Here is a 22,461-nt window from a genome sequence, read left to right on the forward strand (position 1 = left end):
TTACTTCACTTGATGCGACGCTACCGACATCACCAGCCCAAATGCCGCCATCAGTGTGATAATGGCCGTACCACCATAGCTAATAAATGGCAACGGCACACCGACCACAGGCAAAATACCCGATACCATGCCAGCATTGACAAACACATAGACAAAAAATGCCAATGCCAGCGCACCTGCCAACAACCGTCCATAAGTCGAAGTGGTGTTATAAGCGATGTGCAGCGTGCGCGCCAAAATACAGGCATACAAAAACATCAGCAAGCACACACCGACCAATCCAAACTCTTCTGAAAATGCGGCAATAATAAAATCAGTATGCCCTTCAGGCAAAAAGTGCAAATGTGATTGGGTGCCTTCCAAATAGCCTTTGCCCGTCATGCCACCTGCACCAATCGCGGTTTTAGACTGCATGATGTTCCACCCTGCGCCAAGCGCGTCGGCCTCTGGGTCAAGCAGTGTCATCACACGTTTGCGCTGATAATCGTGTAGCAAAAACTCCCACGCCACCCACACCAACGGCACAAATAACGCCGCCGCCGTACCAATCATCCACCATGGTAAGCCCGCCAAAAATAGCACAAAAATACCGCTAGATGCCACCAAAATTGACGTGCCCAAATCGGGCTGCTCAGCGATTAACAGCACAGGAATACCAATCGCCACCAGTGTTATCAGCACGGTTGGTAGGCTAGGCGGCAGCTCACGGCGCGAAAGCAGCCACGCGCACAGCATTGGCATGCCTAATTTCATAAACTCCGACGGCTGCACACTGCCAAAGCCTGGAATATCAATCCAGCGCTGCGCACCAAGGCGCACCTCACCAATCAGCTTGACCAACACCAACAGCACCAAGCCGCCCAAATAAAAAAATGGCGTAAAACTGCGGTACATACTGGGTGGTACCTGCGCCATCGCTAACATGACGACAAAGCCGATGATAAAGCTAATCAACTGACGCACCACCATGCTCATATCCTGCGTTGAGGCACTGTACAAAATCGCCATACCAAGCAGCGCGGTGACAAACAACAGCATCAGTAGCCACGGATCAAGGTGCACGCGCTGCCATAGGGTCGGCTGCATATCCGTGCCCAAATGATGTGCTTGGCGCGAAAAACGAAACTGGTTGTATGCCCTAGGCATGGCGGCGGTAGATCCTCGGCTGGGTGGCAAAAGTGGACTGTGATGAGTTATTTAAACCCTATACGCAACCACCAAAGCGTTGCGCGTATCTCAGGGCGGTGATTATACTGCCATCGGAGGCATTTTTTCAGCCAATTTTATGGCTTTTGTGCGACGCAATGGGCAAAAATCCAGCGTGTGACAACCACGTGCGCCAGATTCTTACATGCACTGGCTTAAGGGGTAGATGTTGATTGGTTGGTGTTTGCTGCACCTGTCGGCTTACTTGCGCCTGTGACATCGCCTTGCCCAACGGTGACAATCAACAAACGCTGCGGATCAATCAATGTGCGGTAGCGCTGGCTGACCGTGTCGCGATTGGCGCGTTGCACACGGGTGACATAATTGGTCAAATAGTCGTCTTTAAGCCCATAAAAACCCATCATGCCGATGGTGGCATTGGTCGCTGCATTACTGGCAAAGTTTTGTGCAAAACGATTGATAAATGCGTCTTTGGTCAAATCAAGTTCCGCTTGGCTGACCCCGTTTTGTACCACATCTTGTAATACCGCTTGGCTTGCGGCAACGGCTTCGGCGGTTTTGTCATTGCGTGTTGAGAATGTCACCGTGTAGCTGCCTTGGCTTTGCATTGGGGTCATGTTGCTATAAATGCCATACGTCAAGCCGCGTTTTTTGCGGATATCTGCCATCAGCCGTGCTTGAAAATTGCCACCACCGACGATGTCATTCGCCATTGCAAAATCGGTCTGTGCTTGCAAGGCAACGGGGTCGGTACGGCGTTTTTCACCCAGTTGTCCGATGATCACAGCGGTTTGGGTGCTATCAAACGGTACATGAATATGGCGTGATGTGGTCAAAGGCTTAGCATTGGGCAGAGCAGGTGCAGGCTTACCTTGCGGCATGGCACGGGTTAGCTGATTGGCAAGGGCACGTGCCTGTGCCAGTGTCAAATCGCCCGTAATGGCGATATTGGCATTTTGTGCCACCAAAAACCGCCGTGCAAATGCCTGCACATCCTTGCGTGACAGCTTGGGTACGCTGTCCACCGTACCAAGCGTTGGGTGTGCGTACGGATGGTTACCGTACAACGCTCGGTTAAAGGTCTGCGCCGCGATGGCATCGGGATCTTCTTGCTGACGGGCAAGGGCGACCATCATTTGTGCTTTGCTGCGATTGAGGCTATTTTCGCTAAAACTTGGCGCGCGCAGGGTATCAGCAAGTAGCGTCAGGGCAGGCGATAGATACGCGCTATCAGACAGACTGCGCAAATTCACAATCAGCATGTCTTTGTACGCCGCAGCATCAAGCTCAAGCCCTAGTTGTTCGACCGCTTGGTTGAACGCTTCTTCATCATAACGCGCGTTGCCTTTGGTTAATGCATCCGCCGTCAAAGTTGCCAATCCAAAGCCTTGCGGCTTGATGGCGGTGTCACGCGCCGAACCTGCGTTGAAATATACACTGACATCAACCATCGGTAAATTGGGCGTAGCAACAAACGCCACGGGCGTGCCTGTCGTTGTGGTAAAGTGCTGAATTTTTGGTAGGGTAAACTGCAGCGGTGGCACGTTTTTAAGGCTAGCAAGCGTGTCTAGCGCGGCAATCGGCGCGTTGGGGTCGATATCAGCATTGCGTCGTTCACCCATCGGCGCGTCGGCAGCGTAAGCATTGGACACACCTGTTAGCAACAAACCGAGCAAAACAACGTGGGATTTTTTGGCATAACGATTGAAATAAGGCACCGCAAAATGCGACATCAACAAACGGACAGGCATGGTCATCTCGATCATTTTTTTAAAATTTATGGCAAAAAATTGGGTGGCTATAGCAGCCGTCGGCTAAGGTGTGGGCAGAGCAGCGGTATTCGTGGCTGTACTGTCTGTACTATTTTTAGCATGGGTTTGCCTCGATGGCTCAACATACAGCACGGTAAGGTTGTCTTTGGTTAAATAACGCTGCGCGGTGCGCTGCAAATCAGCAGGCGTAATACGCGCAAAACGCTCAGGCAAATGGTAAATCTCGCGGTCATCAATACCAATACTGGCAAGGCTACCGATGGTGCGTGCTTGTCCTGCAAGGCTGTCTTGTGCATAGACCAATTCGGTCAAAGTGTTGGTTTTGGCGCGGCTGAGTTCTTGTGCACTAATCGGTGCGGTTTTGAGCTGCTCAATTTGCGCCAGTAATGCTGCTTGCGCCTGTGCAAGGCTGACCCCATCGCGCGGTGTGGCGTGAATCAGCAACAAGCCATCGCCACGGTCAAACGCACTATAGCCGCTACCAACTGCCGCCAGCACTTGCTGCTCGCGTACCAGATTTTTCTCTAGCCGCGCTGACAGCCCACCATCAAGTACTTGACTGAGTAAAGCAAGCTGATATGCCTCGTTAGGATCATCTGCCGTCGTCAGTGTGGGTAGATTGTACGCCATTATCAAGCTTGGTACTTGCACAGGTAGGGCGGTGTGTGCTTCATGATAGCCGCGAAATCCTGCTTGGCGCACGCTTGGGCGTGTTGGCAAAGTTTGCGGTTGTTTATCGCCAAAGTAGCGTTTGACCTGCGCCAACGCTTCTTCGGGCTTGACATCGCCGACAATCACCACCGTGGCATTGTTGGGCGCGTACCACTGGCGATACCATGCCGCCAAATCTGACAGCTTGATACCTGCAATTTCTGCCATCGGGCCAATTACCGACTCACCCTTTGGGCTGTCGGGGTATGCCATGCGGCTAAATTGCTCAAACGCGCGCGCGTTTGGGTTGTCATCGGTGCGCAGGCGACGCTCTTCCATCACCACCTGCCGCTCGGAATCAAAATCGCTTTGGCGCAGCGTCAGATTGGTCATGCGGTCAGCCTCAAGCTCCAACGCGAGCCCCAAGCGATTGGCAGGCAAGACCTCATAATACGCGGTGTAATCATGCGTGGTAAAGGCGTTGTTGCTACCGCCAAACTTTGCCAACACGCGCTCAAAATCTGCCGATGACACCTTGGGCGTGCCTTTAAACATCATATGCTCAAGCAAATGCGAAATACCGCCCAAGTGTTCAGGCTCATCGGTCGCCCCCACACGGTACCAAATTTGGCTCATCACCACAGGCGCGCGGTGGTCTTCTTGAATGATGACTTTCAAGCCGTTATCCAGCGTGTATTCATGGCGGCGTTGGTCGATCGTCGCCGCCAAATCCGTGCGGTTGTTGGTTTTTGCAACTGTTTTGGTTTTGGTAATTTTGGCAGTCGGCTGCGCGTGTGCCAGTGGGGACAAGCCAAGGCTTGCCAACGCCAGCGTGGTGCACAAGGTTTTTAAGGCAGTTAAACGGTTTGGCAGGGATAAGCGAACACGATGCACGGACTATTCTCAGTTTTTAGCTAGGTTTAGTATCATCAATCAATTATTGTCTTTCATTAGGCAAATTTGACTTACATGTCAAATCAGTAAACAAGTTGTTGCATAAACAGCCTTTAAAAAGACGCGCTAATTATCATGCCACAAAACGGCGCTGTCGCCTAGTCTTATGCCACGCAACAATGGCTAGGCTTACAAAGACTAGGCGAGAATGTTACAATACCTTAATTTAAGCTTGAATTTGCGCGCAAAAATTTCGCGCCTGTATTCTGTTTGCTTATCCAATTAATTGCAAAAAATAATTAGGCACCCCCATGCAAAACCCAAACCGTCCCAATCAAGTCGTCATTAACCTAGACAGCGATTTAAGCCAGTTTGATGACGCAACCTTGCCCAGTATTCCTGTGCAGCCTGCCCAACCTGCTGCACCGATCTCTGAATCTGCACCTGTCCAATCCGCACCCACGGTAACACCTGCCGCTACGAGTACCAACGAAGCCGAAGCGTTGGTCGCCGAGCCGCAAAAATCGGGTTGGTTTAGCCGCATGAAGCAAGGGCTTGCCAAAAGTCGTAAAAACTTCACCGAAGGCTTGACCAATATTTTGATTGGTGGTAAAGAGATTGACGATGAATTGCTAGAAGAAGTCGAAGATCAGCTATTGGTAGCCGACATCGGTGTGACCGCCACCACACGCATCATCAAAAACCTGACCGAAGCCACCGCACGCGGTGATTTGATTTACTCACATTCGCTGTATAAAGCCTTGCAACAAGAACTGGTCGATATTCTTGCGCCCAAAGTCGCGCCCTTGACCATTGACAACAGCAAAACACCGTTTGTCATCTTGATGGTCGGTGTAAACGGTGTTGGCAAAACCACCACCATCGGCAAACTTGCCAAGCGCTTGCAAAGCGAGGGCAAAAGCGTTATGTTGGCAGCGGGCGATACGTTTCGCGCGGCCGCCACCGAGCAGCTACAGATTTGGGGCGAGCGCAACCAAATCCCCGTCATCGCACAAGGGCATGGCTCAGACAGCGCGTCGGTGATTTTTGATGCCATCCAAGCCGCCAAGGCGCGAGGCATTGACGTGCTGATTGCCGACACCGCAGGGCGACTACAAAACAAAACCAACCTGATGGAAGAGTTGAAAAAAGTCGTGCGCGTCATGCAAAAAGCTGACCCCAGCGCACCGCATGAAACCATGATCGTGCTTGATGCAGGTACAGGGCAAAACGCGCTCAATCAAGTGCAGATTTTTAATGAAGCCGTACCATTGACAGGCGTAACGATCACCAAACTTGATGGCACGGCAAAAGGCGGTGTGGTATTCAACGTGGCTAGCAACACGGACATTCCGATTCGCTTTATCGGTGTGGGTGAAAAAATCGACGACTTGCGCCCGTTTAAAGCCGATGACTTTGTCAAAGCGTTGTTTGACAACGACGATAAAGACTAAAGCCAAAATTCAACAAAAAAATGGGCAACATAAACACAGAGCAGCATTTTTTTGGCAAAAACGCTGTTAAAACCAAACGCTTAGCCAACGTTAAGCGTTTTTCTCATTGTCTTTTTGTTCCCATGCTGCCAAGCGCGCGTGAATGCGTCCATACAGCGTGTGTTTGCGATACGTGCCTTTTTTGGTTTTGCTTGCGACCGCAAAACCTGTCAGCAGTGCCAATGCTTCATTGACATGTTCAACGGCATAAATCACAAACCGCCCTGCTGCCACCGCCTCGACGATATCTTGCCGCAGCATCAACTGGCTTAGATTGGCTTTAGGGATAATCACGCCTTGCAAAGATGGGTCTGGTTCAGCACCTGTACCGCGTTTGGCATTTTGCTCCAAACACGCGTCATAAAAACCTGCGATTTTGGCATTTACCCCGCCCACTGCTTGTACCTGCCCAAATTGGTTCATCGAGCCTGTCACCGCCAAGTTCTGACAAATCGGCACTTGCGCCAATGCCGACAACAACGCGCACACGCCTGCCACTGTCGCGCTATCGCCATCAATGCCGCCGTAACTTTGCTCAAACGCCAAAGACGCGGCAAAATTGAGCGCAAAATCATCGGCAAACAGCCCACGCAAATAATTGCTCATAATCAACACGCTTTTGGCATGAATCGCGCCGCCTAGCTCAACATCGCGCTCAATGTCCAAGATATCCGCGCCGCTGTGACTGTGGTATACATTGGCGGTCATGCGCGCAGGCAAGCCAAACTCACTATCAGCGTAGCTGACCACCGTCAGCGCGTTGATTTGCCCAACCGCTGTGCCCTGTGTGCTAATCAGCTGTTGTCCTTTTTGTAGCTCTTGCCAAAATAATTGGCGCAAATAGCCTGCCCGATAACGCATATCGGCAATCGCCGCTTCGATATGCGCTGCGCTAACTTGATCGGCATGGTGCAGATTTGCCTTTTGGTTGGCTTCTAGCAGCAGCTGTGCCAAGCGGTCGCTGTGTAAGGTCAATTCTTGTTGATCTTCGGCTTGCTCGCTCAGATAATCCAGCAACGCCGCCAACGCGGTATAGTCAAAATCATGCAAACCATATTTGTCCACCATATCGGCGATTTTTGCCACCATCGCGCGTTCGTTGGCAGGCGTGCGCGCAATGCGGTCATGAAAATCTGCCCGAATCTTAAATACACTGTGAAACTCAGGCTCAAATTCAAGCAAATCGTAATACAAATCAGGCTCGCCCAACAAAATCACCTTGACATCCAGCGCAATCGCGTGCGGCTCAAGGCTGATACTGCCCGTCAAAGTAAGCATCTGCTCAAGGCTTGACATCTTCAGCTGACGGCTTTGTAGCGCGCGCTTGAGCCCCTGCCACGCGTACGGGTATTCAAGCAGGCTACTAGCCTCCAAAATCAGATAACCCCCGTTGGCACGGTGTAAAGACCCTGCACGAATCAGACTAACATCGGTTGAAACCGTACCCAAGTGGGTGATTTGCTCAACATGCCCCAGCAAATTTAAATGTGTTGGCAAGTCCTCAAATACCACAGGCGCGCCTGCATCGGGTGCATGACTGGTCATCACATTGACAAAATACCGCGCAGGCAACGGCGAGAAATGACTGGGCAAAAATTCGTCATCGTTTTCATTGATGATAGGCTCAACGTGCGCCACGATATCGTCGGCAAACGCGTGCAGGTAGGCAACAACGTTGGGCAAGTTTTGATATTTGTCTAGCAGCGGTGCCAGCAGTGGCGTAAGCGTGCGCCGTGCCAACGATTGGTGCAACGCCTGCAACGTTTGGTTGGCCTCATCTTCGATTTGCTCAAGCGTGATGGTCAATAAATTCAGCCGTTTTTGCATGTGGTTTTTGTCTTGAAAATTTGCCACATACGGTGATATCGACTTGCTAGACGCAGGCGTAACATCGCTGCTGTCGGTGTGTTTATCGACTTTGTCCGTGCGTTTATTGGTGGTTAAATGGCGCGTTGTGGTCACAATCGCGCTATCGCTTGCCTCGCTGTCGGCAGACACAAAAATCGGTCTATTGTCCGACGCACGCACCGCCAATGCCAGCGCGTACTGCTTACCCTCTTCATTGAGCGCATCATACGCCTGTTGCTCTTGTAAGCTAATTTGGTTACGAATCGCCTCAACTTTGCTTTGGTAATGGTCACTGCGAAACCGCTGATTGAGCTGACGCTTAAGCGCAAGCCAACACGCCTTGATATCATCGGCTAGCATTTGCCCCATACTGGCAGGCAATGCCAACGCAATCGGCGCGCGCGCGTCGCTAAAATTGTGCACATACACCCAGTCATCGGGTGTGGGCTGGCGTTTGGCATAATCTTGCAACAAACGCATAACCAAAGTACGCTTGCCCAACCCATTCTCACCTGCGGCAAACACATGATAGCCTGACGCATGGATATCCAATGCGGTGGTCAAAGCTTGCACGGCGCGCGCTTGCCCAAAGCCAATATCAGGCGCGTCTGCCTCACGCGTACTGGCAGGCAGGTTGGTAGGGTCGGTGTGGTAGCGCAGCAGTTTCGGCGCAACACAGGTAGCCATGCGTAGCGCGTTGATTTGCTGGTTTAAATCGGCACGTTTAGCCGTGGCGGTGTTGGTTTGGGATTTGCAAACGGATTTAGTCATAGTAGCGATACAGACTTTTATAGACAGGCTCAAACACAAAAAAGGGTAGATTCACAAAAAAGGGTAGATTGGTATACGTGTAAAAAATTATTTAACATTTAATAACCAAAGATGACGGTTTGCGATCAATATATTCAAATAATTCTTTTATCAATTAAATTTCTAGCATAAAAATAAACTAGCATAAAAATAAATAAACATAATAAGCGTAACGCGCAGAAAACATAGCGTTATGTTGCGGCTAATAACAGCAAAAATCAATACGCAAACGTAAAAAATTCATCAAACTGAGCGATGAAATTTATAAACCAAAACAAATATTTAAATTAACAAGATTACAGTTAAATAACCTAAACCATGCCAATCATTAACAAAATCAACAAAACTACTGTATCAAACTAAATTTAGCCTGCTTATGATAATTCACAAGCCCAACATATATTTAAATGTATAACCCCGTATAAATATAGCTTGGCGACAGTTTTGGTCAATACACTGAACCAATTTGATAAATACGGCGTTGATCAAACGCTACAGATAAAAGGATACGACAATGAGTAATCATGAAGATCTAAACCGTGACCCAATCACTGGTGAACCAGGTTCACACCCTGTTGGTACTGCCGTAGGTGGCGTTGGTGGCGCAGCCGTTGGCGCAGCAATCGGTTCTTTGGCAGGTCCTTTGGGCACGCTAATCGGTGGTGCAATTGGCGCAACCGTTGGCGGTGGTGCAGGTCATGCAGCAGGTGAAGCAATCGACCCAACCGCACAAGATAACTACTGGCGTGATAACCACACCACCACAACGTATTACAATAAAGAATACACTTACGACGAAGACTATCAACCTGCATACAAGGTAGGTTATACTAACCGTCCTGATTATGATGCCAACACACGTTTTGAAGATGTTGAGCAAGATCTAGAACGTTCATGGAACGAAGTACGTGGTAAATCTCGCCTAGCATGGTCAGATGCACGTCATGCAGCACGCGATGCTTGGTACCGTATTACACCAGAACATCGTTAATGCGCAATGATATTGGCTGATTTTTAGCCAGCTATCGACCAAAAGACCAAAGTGACGCTTTGGTCTTTTTTTTATCTTAAACTGTCTTAAGAAAATTCGCTAAAATTCTGCTTATTTTTTATTAATATCAAAACATAGACTACATAAAACATATCATGGCTTTAACTCACACGGATGCTGACGCGCAATTTATCATCGCCACTGCCAACCTACTCAACCTCGCCTTGCCCAATCGCGTGTTTTATCACAACACCGATGTTTATAGCACAACCGTCTATCAACAAAAAATCCACGCGCTCGCCCCACTGCTGCGCCAACTACAAGCGGATATCATCGGCTGTCAGGAAGTGTGGGATGAACAAGCCCTGCGCGAGGTGTGTGAGCTGGCAGGTATGGCAAACTGTCAAGTCATCGCGCCACTGGCGAGCAACGCAGCTGACAGTTCCCTGACCCAAGGGCAGGGCGCGACGGGCACGCCTGCGGTGGGTCTGGTGTCGCGCTTTGCGATTGAGCATTACCATTTGCTAGAAAATATCCCCAAAATTGGGCAGCTGGATATTCCCGATATGGGACGCTATGAGCGGTTTAATCGTCCGCCGTTGTTGGCGCACGTGCGCTTGCCCACAGGTACGTTGCTGCATGTCATCGTCGCGCACTTAAAAAGCCAGCGCCCTGATTACCTAGAAGACGCACGCGGACGGCCGCTTGAAGACCGCGATGATCCTGTCATTCGTGTACGTGCTAAATTGCGTAGCCTGTGTATGCGCGCTGCTGAGGCTGCAGGTATTCGTCAATACGTCATCGAGACTTTGCAACACAATAACCAACCGCTGATCTTGCTGGGTGATATGAATGATGTCATGCAAAGTGTGACCTGTCAGCTGCTCAGCGAGGCAGGCGAGGTGGTGTATGACAAAACCAACCGCGATATCGCCTTGTTTGACGCGTCATCGGTGCAAACGCGCTTGCATTGGCTGCGTAACGTTGCCTATACCCACATTCATCAAGGTATGCCCGAAGTACTAGACCAAATTTTGGTGTCTGAGCAGTTTTTGGCCAATAGCAAATATAAACTGGGTGAAGTTTTGCAGGTCGATTATTTTAATGACCATCTAAAGTTTGTCACACCGCCGCGCCCAACCGATCATGGTTTGGTGCGTGCGCAGATTAGATTGTATAATCAGAATGACTAATCGTTATTTATATTTTGATTGATTTAATAAATAATTTAAGCAATAATTGTTGAAGCGTTGAGCTATTTTATTCACCAACCAACCCAAGGAGGAGCCATGACCAATGCGTATGATGAAAAGATTGACAATATCCGCGCCGATTCTGAATTAGCGCGCAAACTGGTGCCCAATAAATTTAAATTCACCAGTCAGCAAGGGCGTGCGCGTCGGCAAAAGCTGCTTGCGGCTGCCAAAAGCCTAAGTGCCGATCGTCCGATCAGTGAAATCACCCTTGCCGATGTGTGTGAGGAAGCAGGCATTCCGCGTGCCTCAGCGTACCATTTCTTCCCCAATGTCGATGCCGTATTTTTGGCATTACGCTACTTAAATAGCACCGAAATTTTTAAAACCCTAGCCACCGTCAGCGCTGCTGATACCCAAGGCTGGCAAGCGTATATCACCAATTATATCTACACCTATGTCGATGTGTTGCGCGATGACAACACCGTCGCTCGACTTGTCTATGAGACCAATACGCCAGCGTTTGAAAATAATGAATTTGGCAGTGAAGCCAACGAGCAAGCCAGTCGTTTATTGTACGATCAACTGGCAGCTTATTACCAAATGCCTGATTTTGCCGATATCCAATGCCCGTTAAAGGTTGTGTATGGCATTATTAATGGGGTGTTTACCTTGGCGTACCGTGCCCAACAAACCATTAGCGATGTTTATCGCGAAGAGGCGATCAAAGCGGCGATTGCGTATCTGAGTTTATACTTACCCGTGGAATTGGCAAGAAAGCCACAATGACTTGCCCATAAATAAAAAAACCCGCCAACAGGCGGGTCTTTTATCTTTAAAACTTTAACAAAAATTACATTTTGTTCTCAGTTTTTTGAGCAGTATTAGAGATTGCTTGACCGCCTTTAGAAACGTCGCGACCAAAGCCTTTGAAGGTGTTACAACCAGTCAAAACAAACACTGCAGCAACAGTAGCTACCATCAACTTTTTCATGATATGTCCTCGTAAGTAGGGGTAAATAATAACCAATGCTTATGTGAAATACCCTAATCGTGCCTTGATAACGGCTGAAAAAATTAGGCAATTCATTCGTCTTATTGGGTAGTGCCATATTAAGCAAGCTTACGCTACGCTACCATAGCTTTCATGTAACCAAATGGCATTATTTGTTACGCTTTAGTTACTGATGGCAGCTAAGTGATTGAATTTAATCAGATCAGCTATTGCCAAAAAAACAAGCGGTAAATTTTGTTACAATACTGCGTTTATTTATGGATTGGTCAATAGGTGGGCTTGCTCATGATTCATATTGTTCTTGTTGAACCCAAAATGCCCAGCAATACGGGTAACATCATTCGGCTGTGTGCCAACACGGGGGCGCAGCTGCACTTGGTTGCGCCGTTGGGCTTTGATTTGGCAGACAAAAAGCTGCGTCGTGCAGGGCTTGATTATCACGAATGGGCAAATATGCAGGTACATGAACACTGGCAGGCAGCGCGGCAAGCGTTAAAAGCGGCAAGGGTAGGGCGTGTGGTTGCTTTGACGACCAAGCTTAGCCAGCCGCTGTATGGGCAAGATTTGGCACAACCTGACCACATCGCGTTGGTGTTTGGCTCAGAGACGGCAGGTTTAGCCGAGTCGATTCGGACAGATATCGGTGCGGATAACTGGCTGCGCCTGCCGATGTTGCCCACATCACGCAGCTTAAATTTGTCTAACAGCGTGGCGATTACGCTGTTTGAGGTATGGCGACAACGTGGCTTTGTCGGCGATACGGGGCAAAGCGTGGGTTATGACAACCTCATCCCGTATGACCCAAAATAAGTTGGTTTTTTTTAACCGCTTATAAACAATTGGCAGGCTTTGGCAGACCTGCCAAACGATTGACGTGCCGCGCGACCAATCCTGTATTAAATAGCTGCTGCAATTTGGCGTTATTGAGTTCTAATTCGGGCAAGGTTTGATGCAAATATTTAATCAATGGGCGCGTCATCGGCGGATGACTAAAGCGGGCGTAATACTCACGCACCGCTGCCAACACTGCCAAATGCGTGTCAGTTAAGTGCACAGCAAGCGTATCGGCAAGTATCTGCGCCACCTGTGGTGACCAGTCGGCGACATTGACCAAATGCCCATCGCTGTCGAGCTTAGGTAAACTTGATAAATCGGCGTGTGCGTCTGTCATGGATGATAGCCTTAGAGGATTACAGCTTTAGGGTCAAATCAAAATTGGGCGCGTTGGTGGGCATTGGTGCGATATTTGCCAACCAGTCAATGTTCTGCGACGGCTGGGCATGCCGCCAATGATCTAATGCCGCCCAATCGGTGGGAACAAGCCACGCAGCAGGTATGTCGTACAATGCCAACGAACCCAACATGTTTGCCAGTTTACCCGTTGGCTGTGCCAAAATTTGCGCCAACATCGACTGCCCAAGCCAAAGCTGCACCTCGTGCTCAAATGCCGCTAACGCAAACGCCATTGCTAGAGCTTCATAGCCTTGTAGCAACGTGTCAGCATCGATGACCAGCAAAATTTTCATAGTCTATGTTCGCTTAAAACTGCCTAAAATTGATACACCTGTGGCATCTCGTGCAATGCCATCGCCAATTCTCCCAAACCGACCAAGGTAAAGCCTGCTGCCAAGTTGTCACCGTCTAAGCCATGACGCTTGGCGTTTGCGCCGTCGGTGACACCGCGTGCCAACGCGCTACTGACGCATACCTGCGCGATTAGCCCAAATTGCTGCACCAAACGCTGCCAATCCCGTGCTGCATTGGGCATGTCATCGGCTTGCCAAATCAGCCGATTGGCAAGCATCACCGCGTCACGGTACAAAAACAGCCGCAATGTTGGCGTTGGCACGGGATTTGGTTCTTGTGTTGCTGTATTGGTATCAAGTTTTTGATAAGACTGTTTTTGGTAAAATTGGGTGGCAAACTCTAAGCCTGCTAGCGTTTGCGCGTGATCGGGTGTGTGAGTCAAAAGCAGCAAGGTGTTGGTATTGCTGTCAAGGTTGGCGATATTTGGCATTAAATGGAGTTTAATCAATAAGATGCGTTGGGTAGGTGAGTTTGACATCACTGACTGCTAACTTCTTGTGTATAGTGCAAAGTCAGTCTGTGAGCAGTATTTTAGCAAACCTGGCAACGTAGCGCAAAATCACACCACTTTTTTATACCAATAATTCTGTAATTTGTAAGTGATCAACCCTTAGCACGCGCTTGTCATCAAACTGTTATCAAATTGACATATAGCTGTCAATGCGGTTTTTTATGATAACCATTATCTTGATTACGTCATATTAGAGAGTAAGCTTTGAGTACGTCCGCCCTGTTTGTTGAAAATTTTGCTGAGCTTAAAACATTGCCTACCGCGCGCGGGCAAATGACTGACGCGCTTAATACCGACACGCTAGACACCGCTGCACGCTACGTGCCGATAGCACAACAGGTAGATACCAACGCGCAGACACACAAAGCACGCCCTCGACAAACACTCAACATCGTCTTAGTGACTGAAACATGGCTACCTGATATCAATGGCGTAGCGTCCAGTATGTTTCAAATCGTCAGTCAGTTACACCAAATGGGGCATACCATCACGCTAATTCGTCCCGAGCAGTCAAGCGATGACCCCCACGAGGCGATGCAGGCGCGAAAAAACCTCACGGTGGTGCGCGCGGATTTGCGCGTGCACAGTTTGCCGATTCCGTATTATCCGCACTTGCGCATGGGCTTGCCGTGTTATCGCTATTTAAGTCGGCAGTTTAAACACATCAAGCCTGATATTGTCCACATCGTCACCGAAGGCCCGCTAGGGTTGGCTGCTTTGTTGGCTGCCAAACGCCATCAAATCAAGGTCACATCAGGCTATCACACATCGTTTCATGATTTTAGCCGTTATTTTGGGTGGAAGGTGCTGGCGTTGCCGCTATTGGGCTATATGAAGCGGTTTCATAACCACTGCGCCGCCACCTGTGTGCCAAGCCAAACCACGCTCAAACAGCTGACCGAGTTTGGCTTTAAGCGATTGTATCAAGTTGGGCGTGGTGTGGATACTGAGCTATACAACCCCAAACGCCGCGATAACGCCTTGCGCCGAGCATGGGGCGCGGATGATGGCACCACTGTGCTGCTATACGTGGGACGCGTGTCGCCAGAGAAGGGCATTGATACGGTGGTCAAAAGCTTTAAGGCGTTGCAGCGCGCACAGCTGCATCGGCATGTCAAGTTGGTCATCGTTGGCGATGGCCCAGACAAAGACAAACTCAGCCAACAACATGCCGAGGACGACAGCATTGTTTTTGCAGGCTTTCAGACAGGTGAGGCATTGGCGCGGCACTATGCCAGTGGCGATGCCTTTATCTTTGCCAGTCAAGTTGAGACCTTTGGCAACGTGGTGACCGAGGCGATGGCATCGGGTTTGCCCGTGTTTGCTTATCACGATGCCGCTGCCGCGCTTTTGGTCACCGAAGCGTGTGGGCGTACCGTGCCACTGGGCGATGAGGCGGCATTCGTTGGCATGATTGAGCAGTTGCCCAAACAGCAGCAGCTAAGCCAAATGTGTGCCGTGGCGCGCGCGCAAGTGGCGGAATTTTCATGGCAACGTCCTGCCCAAGAGATGCTAGCCATGTTCGGGCAAGTGTTGGCAAAGCAGCAGGTTTTGGGCTAAACTGATTGGGTGAAATGTAAAAAAGGCATGGCCGATAGATTTGGTATAGCAATAAGGTTGAGTAGGTAATTTAAATTTTTAGAACAATATTTTTTGATAACATCAAAGGTAGCCGCGATGAAGCAACGTGTAACCCAACCTCGTACAACGCCCTCCCACGCTGGTGATGTTTTGACCTATCCCAGCGATATCGTGCTACCTAAGACCATGCAGCAGTTTTATGATTATCTTGAGCGTAAGCCGCGTTTGCACCATTTGCACCAACGCTTGCTCAAATGGGACGCACGGCTCACCATTCGCGCGAATCGTTGGTCACACCGCGAGCTGATCGGGCAATTTTTTAAAGTCATTAGTCGGCTGGGTGATGGTTGGTTCTGGGCGGCAGCGGTGATTACGATGATTGGCGTATTGGCGGTGCAAGGGCGCGCGCCGTTGTCAATTGCGTTGGCAGCGTTGGTGATTTTGCTGACCAGTTATAGCGGCTATCGGTTGTATCGATTTTTAAAACGCCATACCGTGCGCCCACGTCCCTATCAAGTGCACCAGGCAATTGTTTTAAAAGAGCGCCCGTTGGATGTGTTTAGTTTCCCATCGGGGCATACTTTGCAAGCGGTATTGTTTACGTTGTTGATTGGCAGCCAGACGCCTGTGTTGTTGTGGGTTTTGGCGCCGTTTACCGCGTTGGTTGCGCTGTCGCGGCTGGTGCTTGGGCTGCATTATCCCACCGATGTGTTGGTCGGCGCAGGGATTGGTGCAAGTTTTGCTATGGCAGCACAATTGGTTTTGACACTGGTTTAAGCGATTTTAATCAAGCATAAAAAAGGCTGATGGATCAATCAGCCTTTTTTGTGATACTTGCAATCAATAGCTGTTCGTGTGGTGGCTATTGCTTATCCATTGCTCGATAGTTGGCGGCAATTTCACGCCAAATCGGTGCATTGTGTACGCCGTTGGCTTCGGCATCAAAGATTGGGTCTTTGCCTGCTTTGAGCTGCGCTTCATAATCACGCAAGGCGGCAAAAGCAGGTTTTTGCAAAAATAAAATCCCAACGATATTTAGCCATGCCATCATACCCACGCCCAGATCACCCAACGCCCACGCCAAATCTGCGGTTTTGACTGAGCCATAAATCGCCACACCAACCGCAACAATTTTAAGCACAGGGATCATCCATTCAAGCTTAAGCGTGCGACTGAGATAACGAACATTGGTTTCTGCCATGTAGTAGTAGGCAATGATGGTGGTAAAAGCAAAGAAAAACAGCGCGACAGCAACAAAAATTGCACCAAATCCTGGCATGATATTTTCCATCGCAGTCTGCACGTAGCCTGGACCTGCCGCCACACCATTGACACCGTGGTACAAATACGCGTCGGCATTGTGCGGATCTTGTACGTTGTATAGCCCTGTGATCAGTAGCATAAAGCCTGTGGCAGAGCAAACAAACAGCGTGTCAATATACACCGAAAATGCTTGCACCAAGCCTTGTTTGGCAGGGTGCGATAATCTGCCGCCGCCGATGGGTGCGGCCCGGTGCCTTGTCCTGCCTCGTTAGAATACACGCCGCGCTTCACGCCCCACTGGATTGCCAAACCCAGCAACGCGCCAAAACCTGCATCCATGCCAAACGCTGAACGCACAATCAAACCAAGCACGTGTGGCAGCTCGCCCAAATGCAACAAAATAATTACCATCGCAACGATGATATACGCCAATGCCATAAACGGCACGACCACCTCAGCAACTGTGGCAATACGCTTAACGCCGCCAAAAATCACGAACGCTAGCAAAATCGCCACCACAGCCGCCGATACGGTCGGCGCAATGCCAATCGAATGCTGCAACGCATCGGCAATAGCATTGGCTTGTACACCAGGCAACAGTACACCGCAAGCGATAATCGCACACACGGCAAATAGCACGCCGTACCATTTTTTGCCCAAGGCTTTTTCAAAATAATACGCAGGGCCGCCGATAAAATGCCCTGCGCTGTCGCGTTCTTTATAAATTTGCGCCAAGGTAGACTCGACGAACGCCGTGCTTGCGCCCAAAAACGCCACCACCCACATCCAAAACAACGCCCCAGGCCCACCAAAGGTGATCGCTGTTGCCACGCCTGCAATATTGCCCGTGCCGACACGCCCTGCCAGTGACATCGCCAACGCCTGAAACGATGACACGCCTTGCTCACTGCTTTTGCCATCCATCAACAGACGCAACATACCGCCAAAATGACGCACCTGCAAAAATCGCCCACGTAGCGAAAAAAATAGCCCCACGCCCAAACACAAATAAATCAGCACAGGGCTCCATACCCAGTCGTTGATTTGCCCCACCAATTTGCCAAGTTCCATCTCGCCTCCTGCTTGTTTTTACAAAATTCCTTGGGATTATCCCTATTTGCTTTACCTCACATCACACAAAACCCAATCGGTATAACGGTGTTGTCATCAAACTGTCAGATTGTACGCTAGCATTATAAGCGTCAAAAAATCGCCAACGCAATGCCTAATAACGGGCTGATCTGGGCAAAATGTGACTCACGCGTCTTGCCTTTTTGGGTTGGCGATATGGTGGGTTTAGTGCGTTTTGCCACCTGTGATTTTGAGGTCTTCATCGGTCGTGATTGCCGCGCTAAGCATGGCGCGCAAACCGATTAGCAGTGTATCAGCCGACAAACTTGGCTGCCCGTTGTGCTGCGCTGCCTGTTCGGGCAAATACGGGATATGAACAAAGCCGCTTTTGTCAATACCACAGCGCGCCGCCAAATGCTGCAACCCATAAAACACATGATTGCACACAAACGTGCCTGCCGTGTAGGACACCGACGCAGGTACACCGACCGCGCGCATGGCTTGCACCATCGCCTTGATGGGTAACGTGGTGAAATACGCCGCAGGCGCGTTGGAGTCGATGGGCTCATCAATCGGCTGATTGCCTGCGTTGTCGGGAATGCGCGCGTCATTGAGGTTAATCGCCACGCGTTCAGGCGTGATATCGCAGCGTCCACCTGCTTGCCCAAGGCTAATGACCATGCTTGGCTGATACGCATCAATCGCCTGTGCCAATGCCGTCAAGCTATCGCCAAACACACATGGCAAGCACACCGCACGCACGGTCATGTTTGCGATCATCTCACCATCGAGCGTGCGCGCAACTTCCCATGACGGATTGACCGCCTCACCATCAAACGGTTCAAACGCCGTCAAAAGTAATATCCTATCGGATTGAGCAGGGGATAAAACAGACATCATGAATCCTTGTGCAAAAATTGTTAAAAAATAGCGACTAACGCTGATGTGATGTTGCCTTAACCGTTGCCTAAACCTGCAAACCGCTTAAAAAGCTTGACCAATCAGCGAAACGCTAACACATACATCAAAACCACATTTGCTGCCAGCAATGGCAATGCCGTCCACACCTGCGCCTTGATGACCGCGTTTTTGTCCTCAAGCTCAAGCAAAGCGGCAGGGATGATATTAAAGTTTGCCGCCATCGGGGTCATCAACGTGCCGCAATAGCCGCTAAACATACCAATCGCACACACGACAGCTGGGCTGGCGTGATGCTGCATGATCAAAATCGGTAAACCAATCCCTGCCGTGATGACAGGAAACGCAGCAAACGCATTGCCCATAATCATAGTAAACACCGCCATCCCCACACAATACGCCGCCACCGCAATCAAACGATGATCCACCGCCAAATAATTGGTTGTCAATTCGGCAATTGCCTTGCCCACGCCTGCATCGGTAAAAATAATACCCAGCACCGCCAGCAGCTGTGGCAACACCACCGCCCAGCCCATCGCCTCAAACAGGCGGCGCGATTCTTTCATCGACTGCATGGGTGAGTTTTTGGTAATCACACATGCCAGCACCAATGCCAAAATCGACGCAACCCCAAGTCCTGCCAAAGTTTCATTTTTTTCAGGAAACAAGCGCAAATCACCAAACTGTGCGTTTTTGAGCACCACCGCGCAGATGATGGTAAAAAACGGAATCGCCAGCGCAGGGACAAACAGTTTATTTTTCAAAATCGCGGCGCGCGCAAGGCGCACCTCACGCGGCGGCAACATCTCACGCCCTGCAGCCACGCCGCCAAAACCTGCCACCAACGCCATCAACACCACCAAAATCCCCACCACCAACGGCGGTATAAAATTACCAAGCAGCATAATCACGCCATACGCCACCCAAAAAAAGCCACTTGTCCAGCGTTTGGGATTGGTCGTATCTGCAAAGGTCAATCCGCCGACAATCAGCAAAATAATGCCAGCGAGCCCGTACAAATATTCCATTTGAATCAATGATTGGATTTGTTCCATGTGCTTTGTCCTTGCTTAGTCGCGTGTGGTGGTTGTATCGTTGGGCAACGTATTGGGGGTTGCCACAGGCACGGTTGATGCCATGCGTTGTAATTGACTATCCAACCGATACAAGCGCGTGGCATGAATCAAAAACGCGCAAATCGCTGTTGGAATCCCCCACACGGCAATGTGCAATGGATCTACATCCAAATTTGCCGTGGTTTTCATAAAGGTTTGCATCAGCACAATCGAGCCAAACGCCACAAAAATATCCTCACCAAAAAACAAGCCCACGTTGTCGGTTGCTGCACTCATTGCGCGTAGCTTGTTGCTCACAGCTTTTGGCAAGCTGCCAAAGCGATTAACAAACGCGCCTTCTGCCATTGGTACCACCAACGGACGCACCATCTGTGGATGTCCGCCAAGACTGGTCAAACCAATCGCCGCCGTCAATTCACGAATAAACAAATACACAATCAACAGCCGCCCCGACGTCGCCGATTTAATCCGCGCCACCCAATTTTGTGCGTGCTCCTTTAAGCCATTGCGCTCTAATAGCCCGATAATCGGCAATGGCAAGATGATAATCAGCGCCAACGTGCGCGTTTTGACAAAGCCTTCGCCCAACTTGGTCAAAATATCGCCCATCGGCAACGCAGCGAGCAAGCCCGTCACAATCCCTGCCACCAACACCACCAACGCCGCGTTAAGGCGTAGCAAAAACCCAATCACAATGACCAAAATACCGAGCAACGGCCAATAATTGATGACTTCTGTCATAATTCCCCCTAAAGCCTTAATCCCTTAATGAAGTGACTCCACGATTGACTTGACACGCTGGCTAAAATTCGTCAAACGCCAGCAACAAAAAAAGGGCTTACACGTCGCGTAAACCCTGTTTGTTCGGTGTCAATACAAGCTAATGTAGCAAAAACGTAACGCATTGCAAAGTAGGTTTACAAATTTTTGTTGTGACCAAACCTATTACACCGAAAAAAAGCTGCCCAATCCTTGAGCAGCTTTTGGCTAATCACAACTTTAAAAATTGATCCAAGACTAATCAAACTCATGATGCACAGGCGCGGGGCGTTTGAAGCCACCTGTTTTGTACGCCAAATACGCCACCCCAATCGCGCCCCAAATCAAACCTGCCTGCAACGCCTCGGTATCCACTTCAAGCCACATCGCGATCACTGAGGCAAACCCAAGCAGCGGAAACACCACATACTTGATGATATCACCCAATGACCGATAGCGTTTTTCACGCACCGCATATTGCGCAATCACCGAAATATTGACAAAACTAAACGCCGTCAGCGCACCAAAGCTAATTAAATTGGCAATTTGCTCAAACGTCAAAATACCTGCCGTCAGCGCAATCGCCCCTGCAATCAAAATATTGTAAGTTGGTGTCAAAAATCGCGGGCTGATATGCCCAAAAATGCGCCGATTAATCACGCCATCACGCCCCATGACATACATCAAACGCGCCACGCCTGCATGCGCCGAAATACCCGAGGCCATCACCGTGACAATGGCAAAATACAAAATCATCGACTTAACGCCCTCAGCAAACACATAGCCAAGCAGCTCAGGCTGGGTTTCATCAATCGCCTTAAAGTATTTGGTTGGATCACCGGGAAAATAAATCTGCATAAAATACGTACTGATGATAAACACAATACCAGCAATCAGCGCGGTCAAAAAAATCGCCCGTGGCAACGTGCGCTTAACATCTTTGGTCTCCTCAGCAAGCGATGACAGCGCGTCAAACCCCGTAAACGAGAAACACAAAATCGTCGCCCCCGTCACCAACGCACCGACCTGCGTCATGCTATTCCAAAACGGATCAAGGCTACCGAGCTGATACTGATCGGGTGTAATCGCGCCCTCAACGTTTTGCCCGTGCGCCAACAGCATATACACGCGATAAGTAAAGTACGCAATCACCGCCAACTGAATAAACACAATACTACTGTTAAACCGTGCCACAAACCGTGCACCAAAAAAATTAATCCCCGTCATAAACGCGGTCAGCCCAATCACCCACGTCCATTGATTAACACTGGGAAACAACGCCTCCAAATAAATCCGCGCCAAAATGATATTGACCATCGGTGACAGCAAATAATCCAACCACGATGACCAACCGACCATAAAACCGACGTTTGGATGAATCGCGCGTTGGGCATACGTGTATGCCGACCCCGACGACGGATAGCACCGAATCATCTGACCGTAGCTGAGCGCGGTCAGCAAAATTGCCACCAACGCAAAAATATACGACGTTGGTACATGCCCACCGCTGTCACGCGACACCAACCCAAACGTATCAAACACCGTCATCGGTTGGATATACGCAAGCCCAATGATAATAATATGCCACAATACCAAATTACGCGGCATGACCGCAGCAGGTTGTTGAGCCGTTGTGTTCAATCGACCATTCTCCTATACCCGTCACAGGTGGTTGCATTGCCAAACCCATGCTGATATACCAAACAAAAAGCAGGCACAACGCCCGCTTAAACCACAAAAAGATAAAAAGGTATGAGCACTGCCCATACCTTGCTATCAAATCATCAAAAATGGCTTATTATACAAAAAATAACCGCCAGCCACACACAAATTATATGAAAAATTGTTTTAAGCCTGGCCA

The 22,461-nt window shown here is 49.6% G+C and carries 19 protein-coding genes and 1 pseudogene; 7 read left to right on the forward strand and 13 right to left on the reverse strand.

The window, feature by feature from the left end:
• The 3 genes from rodA to MA2_RS01990 form a co-directional block, all read right to left on the reverse strand.
• A complete protein-coding gene (gene rodA / locus MA2_RS01980; RefSeq protein ID WP_079352274.1) occupies positions 1–1,146 on the reverse strand; it encodes a rod shape-determining protein RodA in 1,146 nt (381 codons plus the stop codon).
• 215 nt (positions 1,147–1,361) lie between these two features.
• Positions 1,362–2,924, reverse strand: coding sequence for a M16 family metallopeptidase (locus tag MA2_RS01985; protein WP_245945329.1), 1,563 nt, complete (start codon positions 2,922–2,924; stop codon positions 1,362–1,364).
• A gap of 57 nt (positions 2,925–2,981) precedes the next feature.
• On the reverse strand, positions 2,982–4,484 hold the full coding sequence (locus tag MA2_RS01990; protein ID WP_079352273.1) for a M16 family metallopeptidase: 1,503 nt from the start codon (positions 4,482–4,484) through the stop codon (positions 2,982–2,984).
• Positions 4,485–4,795: 311 nt separating this feature from the next.
• Here MA2_RS01990 and ftsY point away from each other — a divergent pair, with 311 nt between their 5' ends.
• On the forward strand, positions 4,796–5,938 hold the full coding sequence (gene ftsY / locus MA2_RS01995) for a signal recognition particle-docking protein FtsY (protein WP_067055748.1): 1,143 nt from the start codon (positions 4,796–4,798) through the stop codon (positions 5,936–5,938).
• Positions 5,939–6,028: 90 nt separating this feature from the next.
• Here ftsY and MA2_RS02000 read toward each other — a convergent pair whose 3' ends face one another.
• Complete coding sequence (locus MA2_RS02000) at positions 6,029–8,596, reverse strand: ATP-binding protein (RefSeq protein WP_079352272.1); 2,568 nt, start codon at positions 8,594–8,596, stop codon at positions 6,029–6,031.
• Between the two features lie 553 nt (positions 8,597–9,149).
• On the opposite strand from MA2_RS02000, the gene MA2_RS02005 reads away from it, so the two are divergent.
• The 3 genes from MA2_RS02005 (at position 9,150) to MA2_RS02015 (ending at position 11,608) form a co-directional block, all read left to right on the forward strand.
• Positions 9,150–9,626 carry a hypothetical protein gene (locus MA2_RS02005; protein WP_067055751.1) on the forward strand — a complete coding sequence of 159 codons (477 nt, stop codon included), beginning with the start codon at positions 9,150–9,152 and terminating at the stop codon, positions 9,624–9,626.
• 155 nt (positions 9,627–9,781) lie between these two features.
• Positions 9,782–10,819 carry an endonuclease/exonuclease/phosphatase family protein gene (locus MA2_RS02010; RefSeq protein WP_067055754.1) on the forward strand — a complete coding sequence of 346 codons (1,038 nt, stop codon included), beginning with the start codon at positions 9,782–9,784 and terminating at the stop codon, positions 10,817–10,819.
• 96 nt (positions 10,820–10,915) lie between these two features.
• Entirely contained in the window at positions 10,916–11,608 is a 693-nt protein-coding gene (locus tag MA2_RS02015; protein WP_067055756.1) for a TetR/AcrR family transcriptional regulator, read from the forward strand.
• A gap of 64 nt (positions 11,609–11,672) precedes the next feature.
• Here the strand turns inward: MA2_RS02015 and MA2_RS02020 are convergent, their stop codons facing one another.
• A complete protein-coding gene (locus MA2_RS02020) occupies positions 11,673–11,813 on the reverse strand; it encodes an entericidin A/B family lipoprotein (protein WP_067055759.1) in 141 nt (46 codons plus the stop codon).
• Between the two features lie 306 nt (positions 11,814–12,119).
• On the opposite strand from MA2_RS02020, the gene MA2_RS02025 reads away from it, so the two are divergent.
• A complete protein-coding gene (locus MA2_RS02025; RefSeq protein ID WP_067055761.1) occupies positions 12,120–12,644 on the forward strand; it encodes a tRNA (cytidine(34)-2'-O)-methyltransferase in 525 nt (174 codons plus the stop codon).
• Between the two features lie 19 nt (positions 12,645–12,663).
• Here the strand turns inward: MA2_RS02025 and MA2_RS02030 are convergent, their stop codons facing one another.
• From MA2_RS02030 to MA2_RS02040, 3 genes are read right to left on the reverse strand one after another with little or no spacing between them, the layout of a single operon-like run.
• Complete coding sequence (locus MA2_RS02030; RefSeq protein ID WP_067055764.1) at positions 12,664–13,005, reverse strand: TusE/DsrC/DsvC family sulfur relay protein; 342 nt, start codon at positions 13,003–13,005, stop codon at positions 12,664–12,666.
• 19 nt (positions 13,006–13,024) lie between these two features.
• A complete protein-coding gene (locus MA2_RS02035) occupies positions 13,025–13,360 on the reverse strand; it encodes a hypothetical protein (RefSeq protein ID WP_067055767.1) in 336 nt (111 codons plus the stop codon).
• A 23-nt stretch (positions 13,361–13,383) separates the two neighbouring features.
• The gene (locus MA2_RS02040; RefSeq protein WP_067055769.1) at positions 13,384–13,899 is read right to left on the reverse strand and encodes a DsrE family protein; all 516 of its coding nucleotides are present in this window, start codon (positions 13,897–13,899) and stop codon (positions 13,384–13,386) included.
• A 237-nt stretch (positions 13,900–14,136) separates the two neighbouring features.
• On the opposite strand from MA2_RS02040, the gene MA2_RS02045 reads away from it, so the two are divergent.
• Together MA2_RS02045 and MA2_RS02050 are read left to right on the forward strand one after the other, a co-directional pair.
• Positions 14,137–15,492: a glycosyltransferase family 4 protein gene (locus MA2_RS02045; RefSeq protein ID WP_211269873.1), complete on the forward strand. Its 1,356-nt coding sequence runs from the start codon at positions 14,137–14,139 to the stop codon at positions 15,490–15,492.
• A 207-nt stretch (positions 15,493–15,699) separates the two neighbouring features.
• Entirely contained in the window at positions 15,700–16,290 is a 591-nt protein-coding gene (locus MA2_RS02050; RefSeq protein ID WP_067056120.1) for a phosphatase PAP2 family protein, read from the forward strand.
• 85 nt (positions 16,291–16,375) lie between these two features.
• Here MA2_RS02050 and MA2_RS11520 read toward each other — a convergent pair.
• From MA2_RS11520 to MA2_RS02075, 5 genes and pseudogenes are all read right to left on the reverse strand, one after another.
• A pseudogene (locus MA2_RS11520) lies at positions 16,376–17,847 on the reverse strand (alanine/glycine:cation symporter family protein).
• A gap of 225 nt (positions 17,848–18,072) precedes the next feature.
• The gene (gene pcp, locus MA2_RS02060; protein ID WP_067056123.1) at positions 18,073–18,744 is read right to left on the reverse strand and encodes a pyroglutamyl-peptidase I; all 672 of its coding nucleotides are present in this window, start codon (positions 18,742–18,744) and stop codon (positions 18,073–18,075) included.
• Positions 18,745–18,848: 104 nt separating this feature from the next.
• Positions 18,849–19,820 (reverse strand): DUF979 domain-containing protein, encoded by a 972-nt coding sequence (locus MA2_RS02065; protein WP_067055772.1) that lies wholly within the window; start codon positions 19,818–19,820, stop codon positions 18,849–18,851.
• A 15-nt stretch (positions 19,821–19,835) separates the two neighbouring features.
• Positions 19,836–20,582 (reverse strand): DUF969 domain-containing protein, encoded by a 747-nt coding sequence (locus MA2_RS02070; RefSeq protein ID WP_067055775.1) that lies wholly within the window; start codon positions 20,580–20,582, stop codon positions 19,836–19,838.
• Positions 20,583–20,858: 276 nt separating this feature from the next.
• Entirely contained in the window at positions 20,859–22,208 is a 1,350-nt protein-coding gene (locus tag MA2_RS02075; RefSeq protein WP_067055779.1) for an APC family permease, read from the reverse strand.
• Between the last annotated feature and the right edge of the window lie 253 nt (positions 22,209–22,461).

The organism is Moraxella atlantae NBRC 14588, assembly GCF_001591265.1.
GTDB lineage: Bacteria > Pseudomonadota > Gammaproteobacteria > Pseudomonadales > Moraxellaceae > Faucicola > Faucicola atlantae.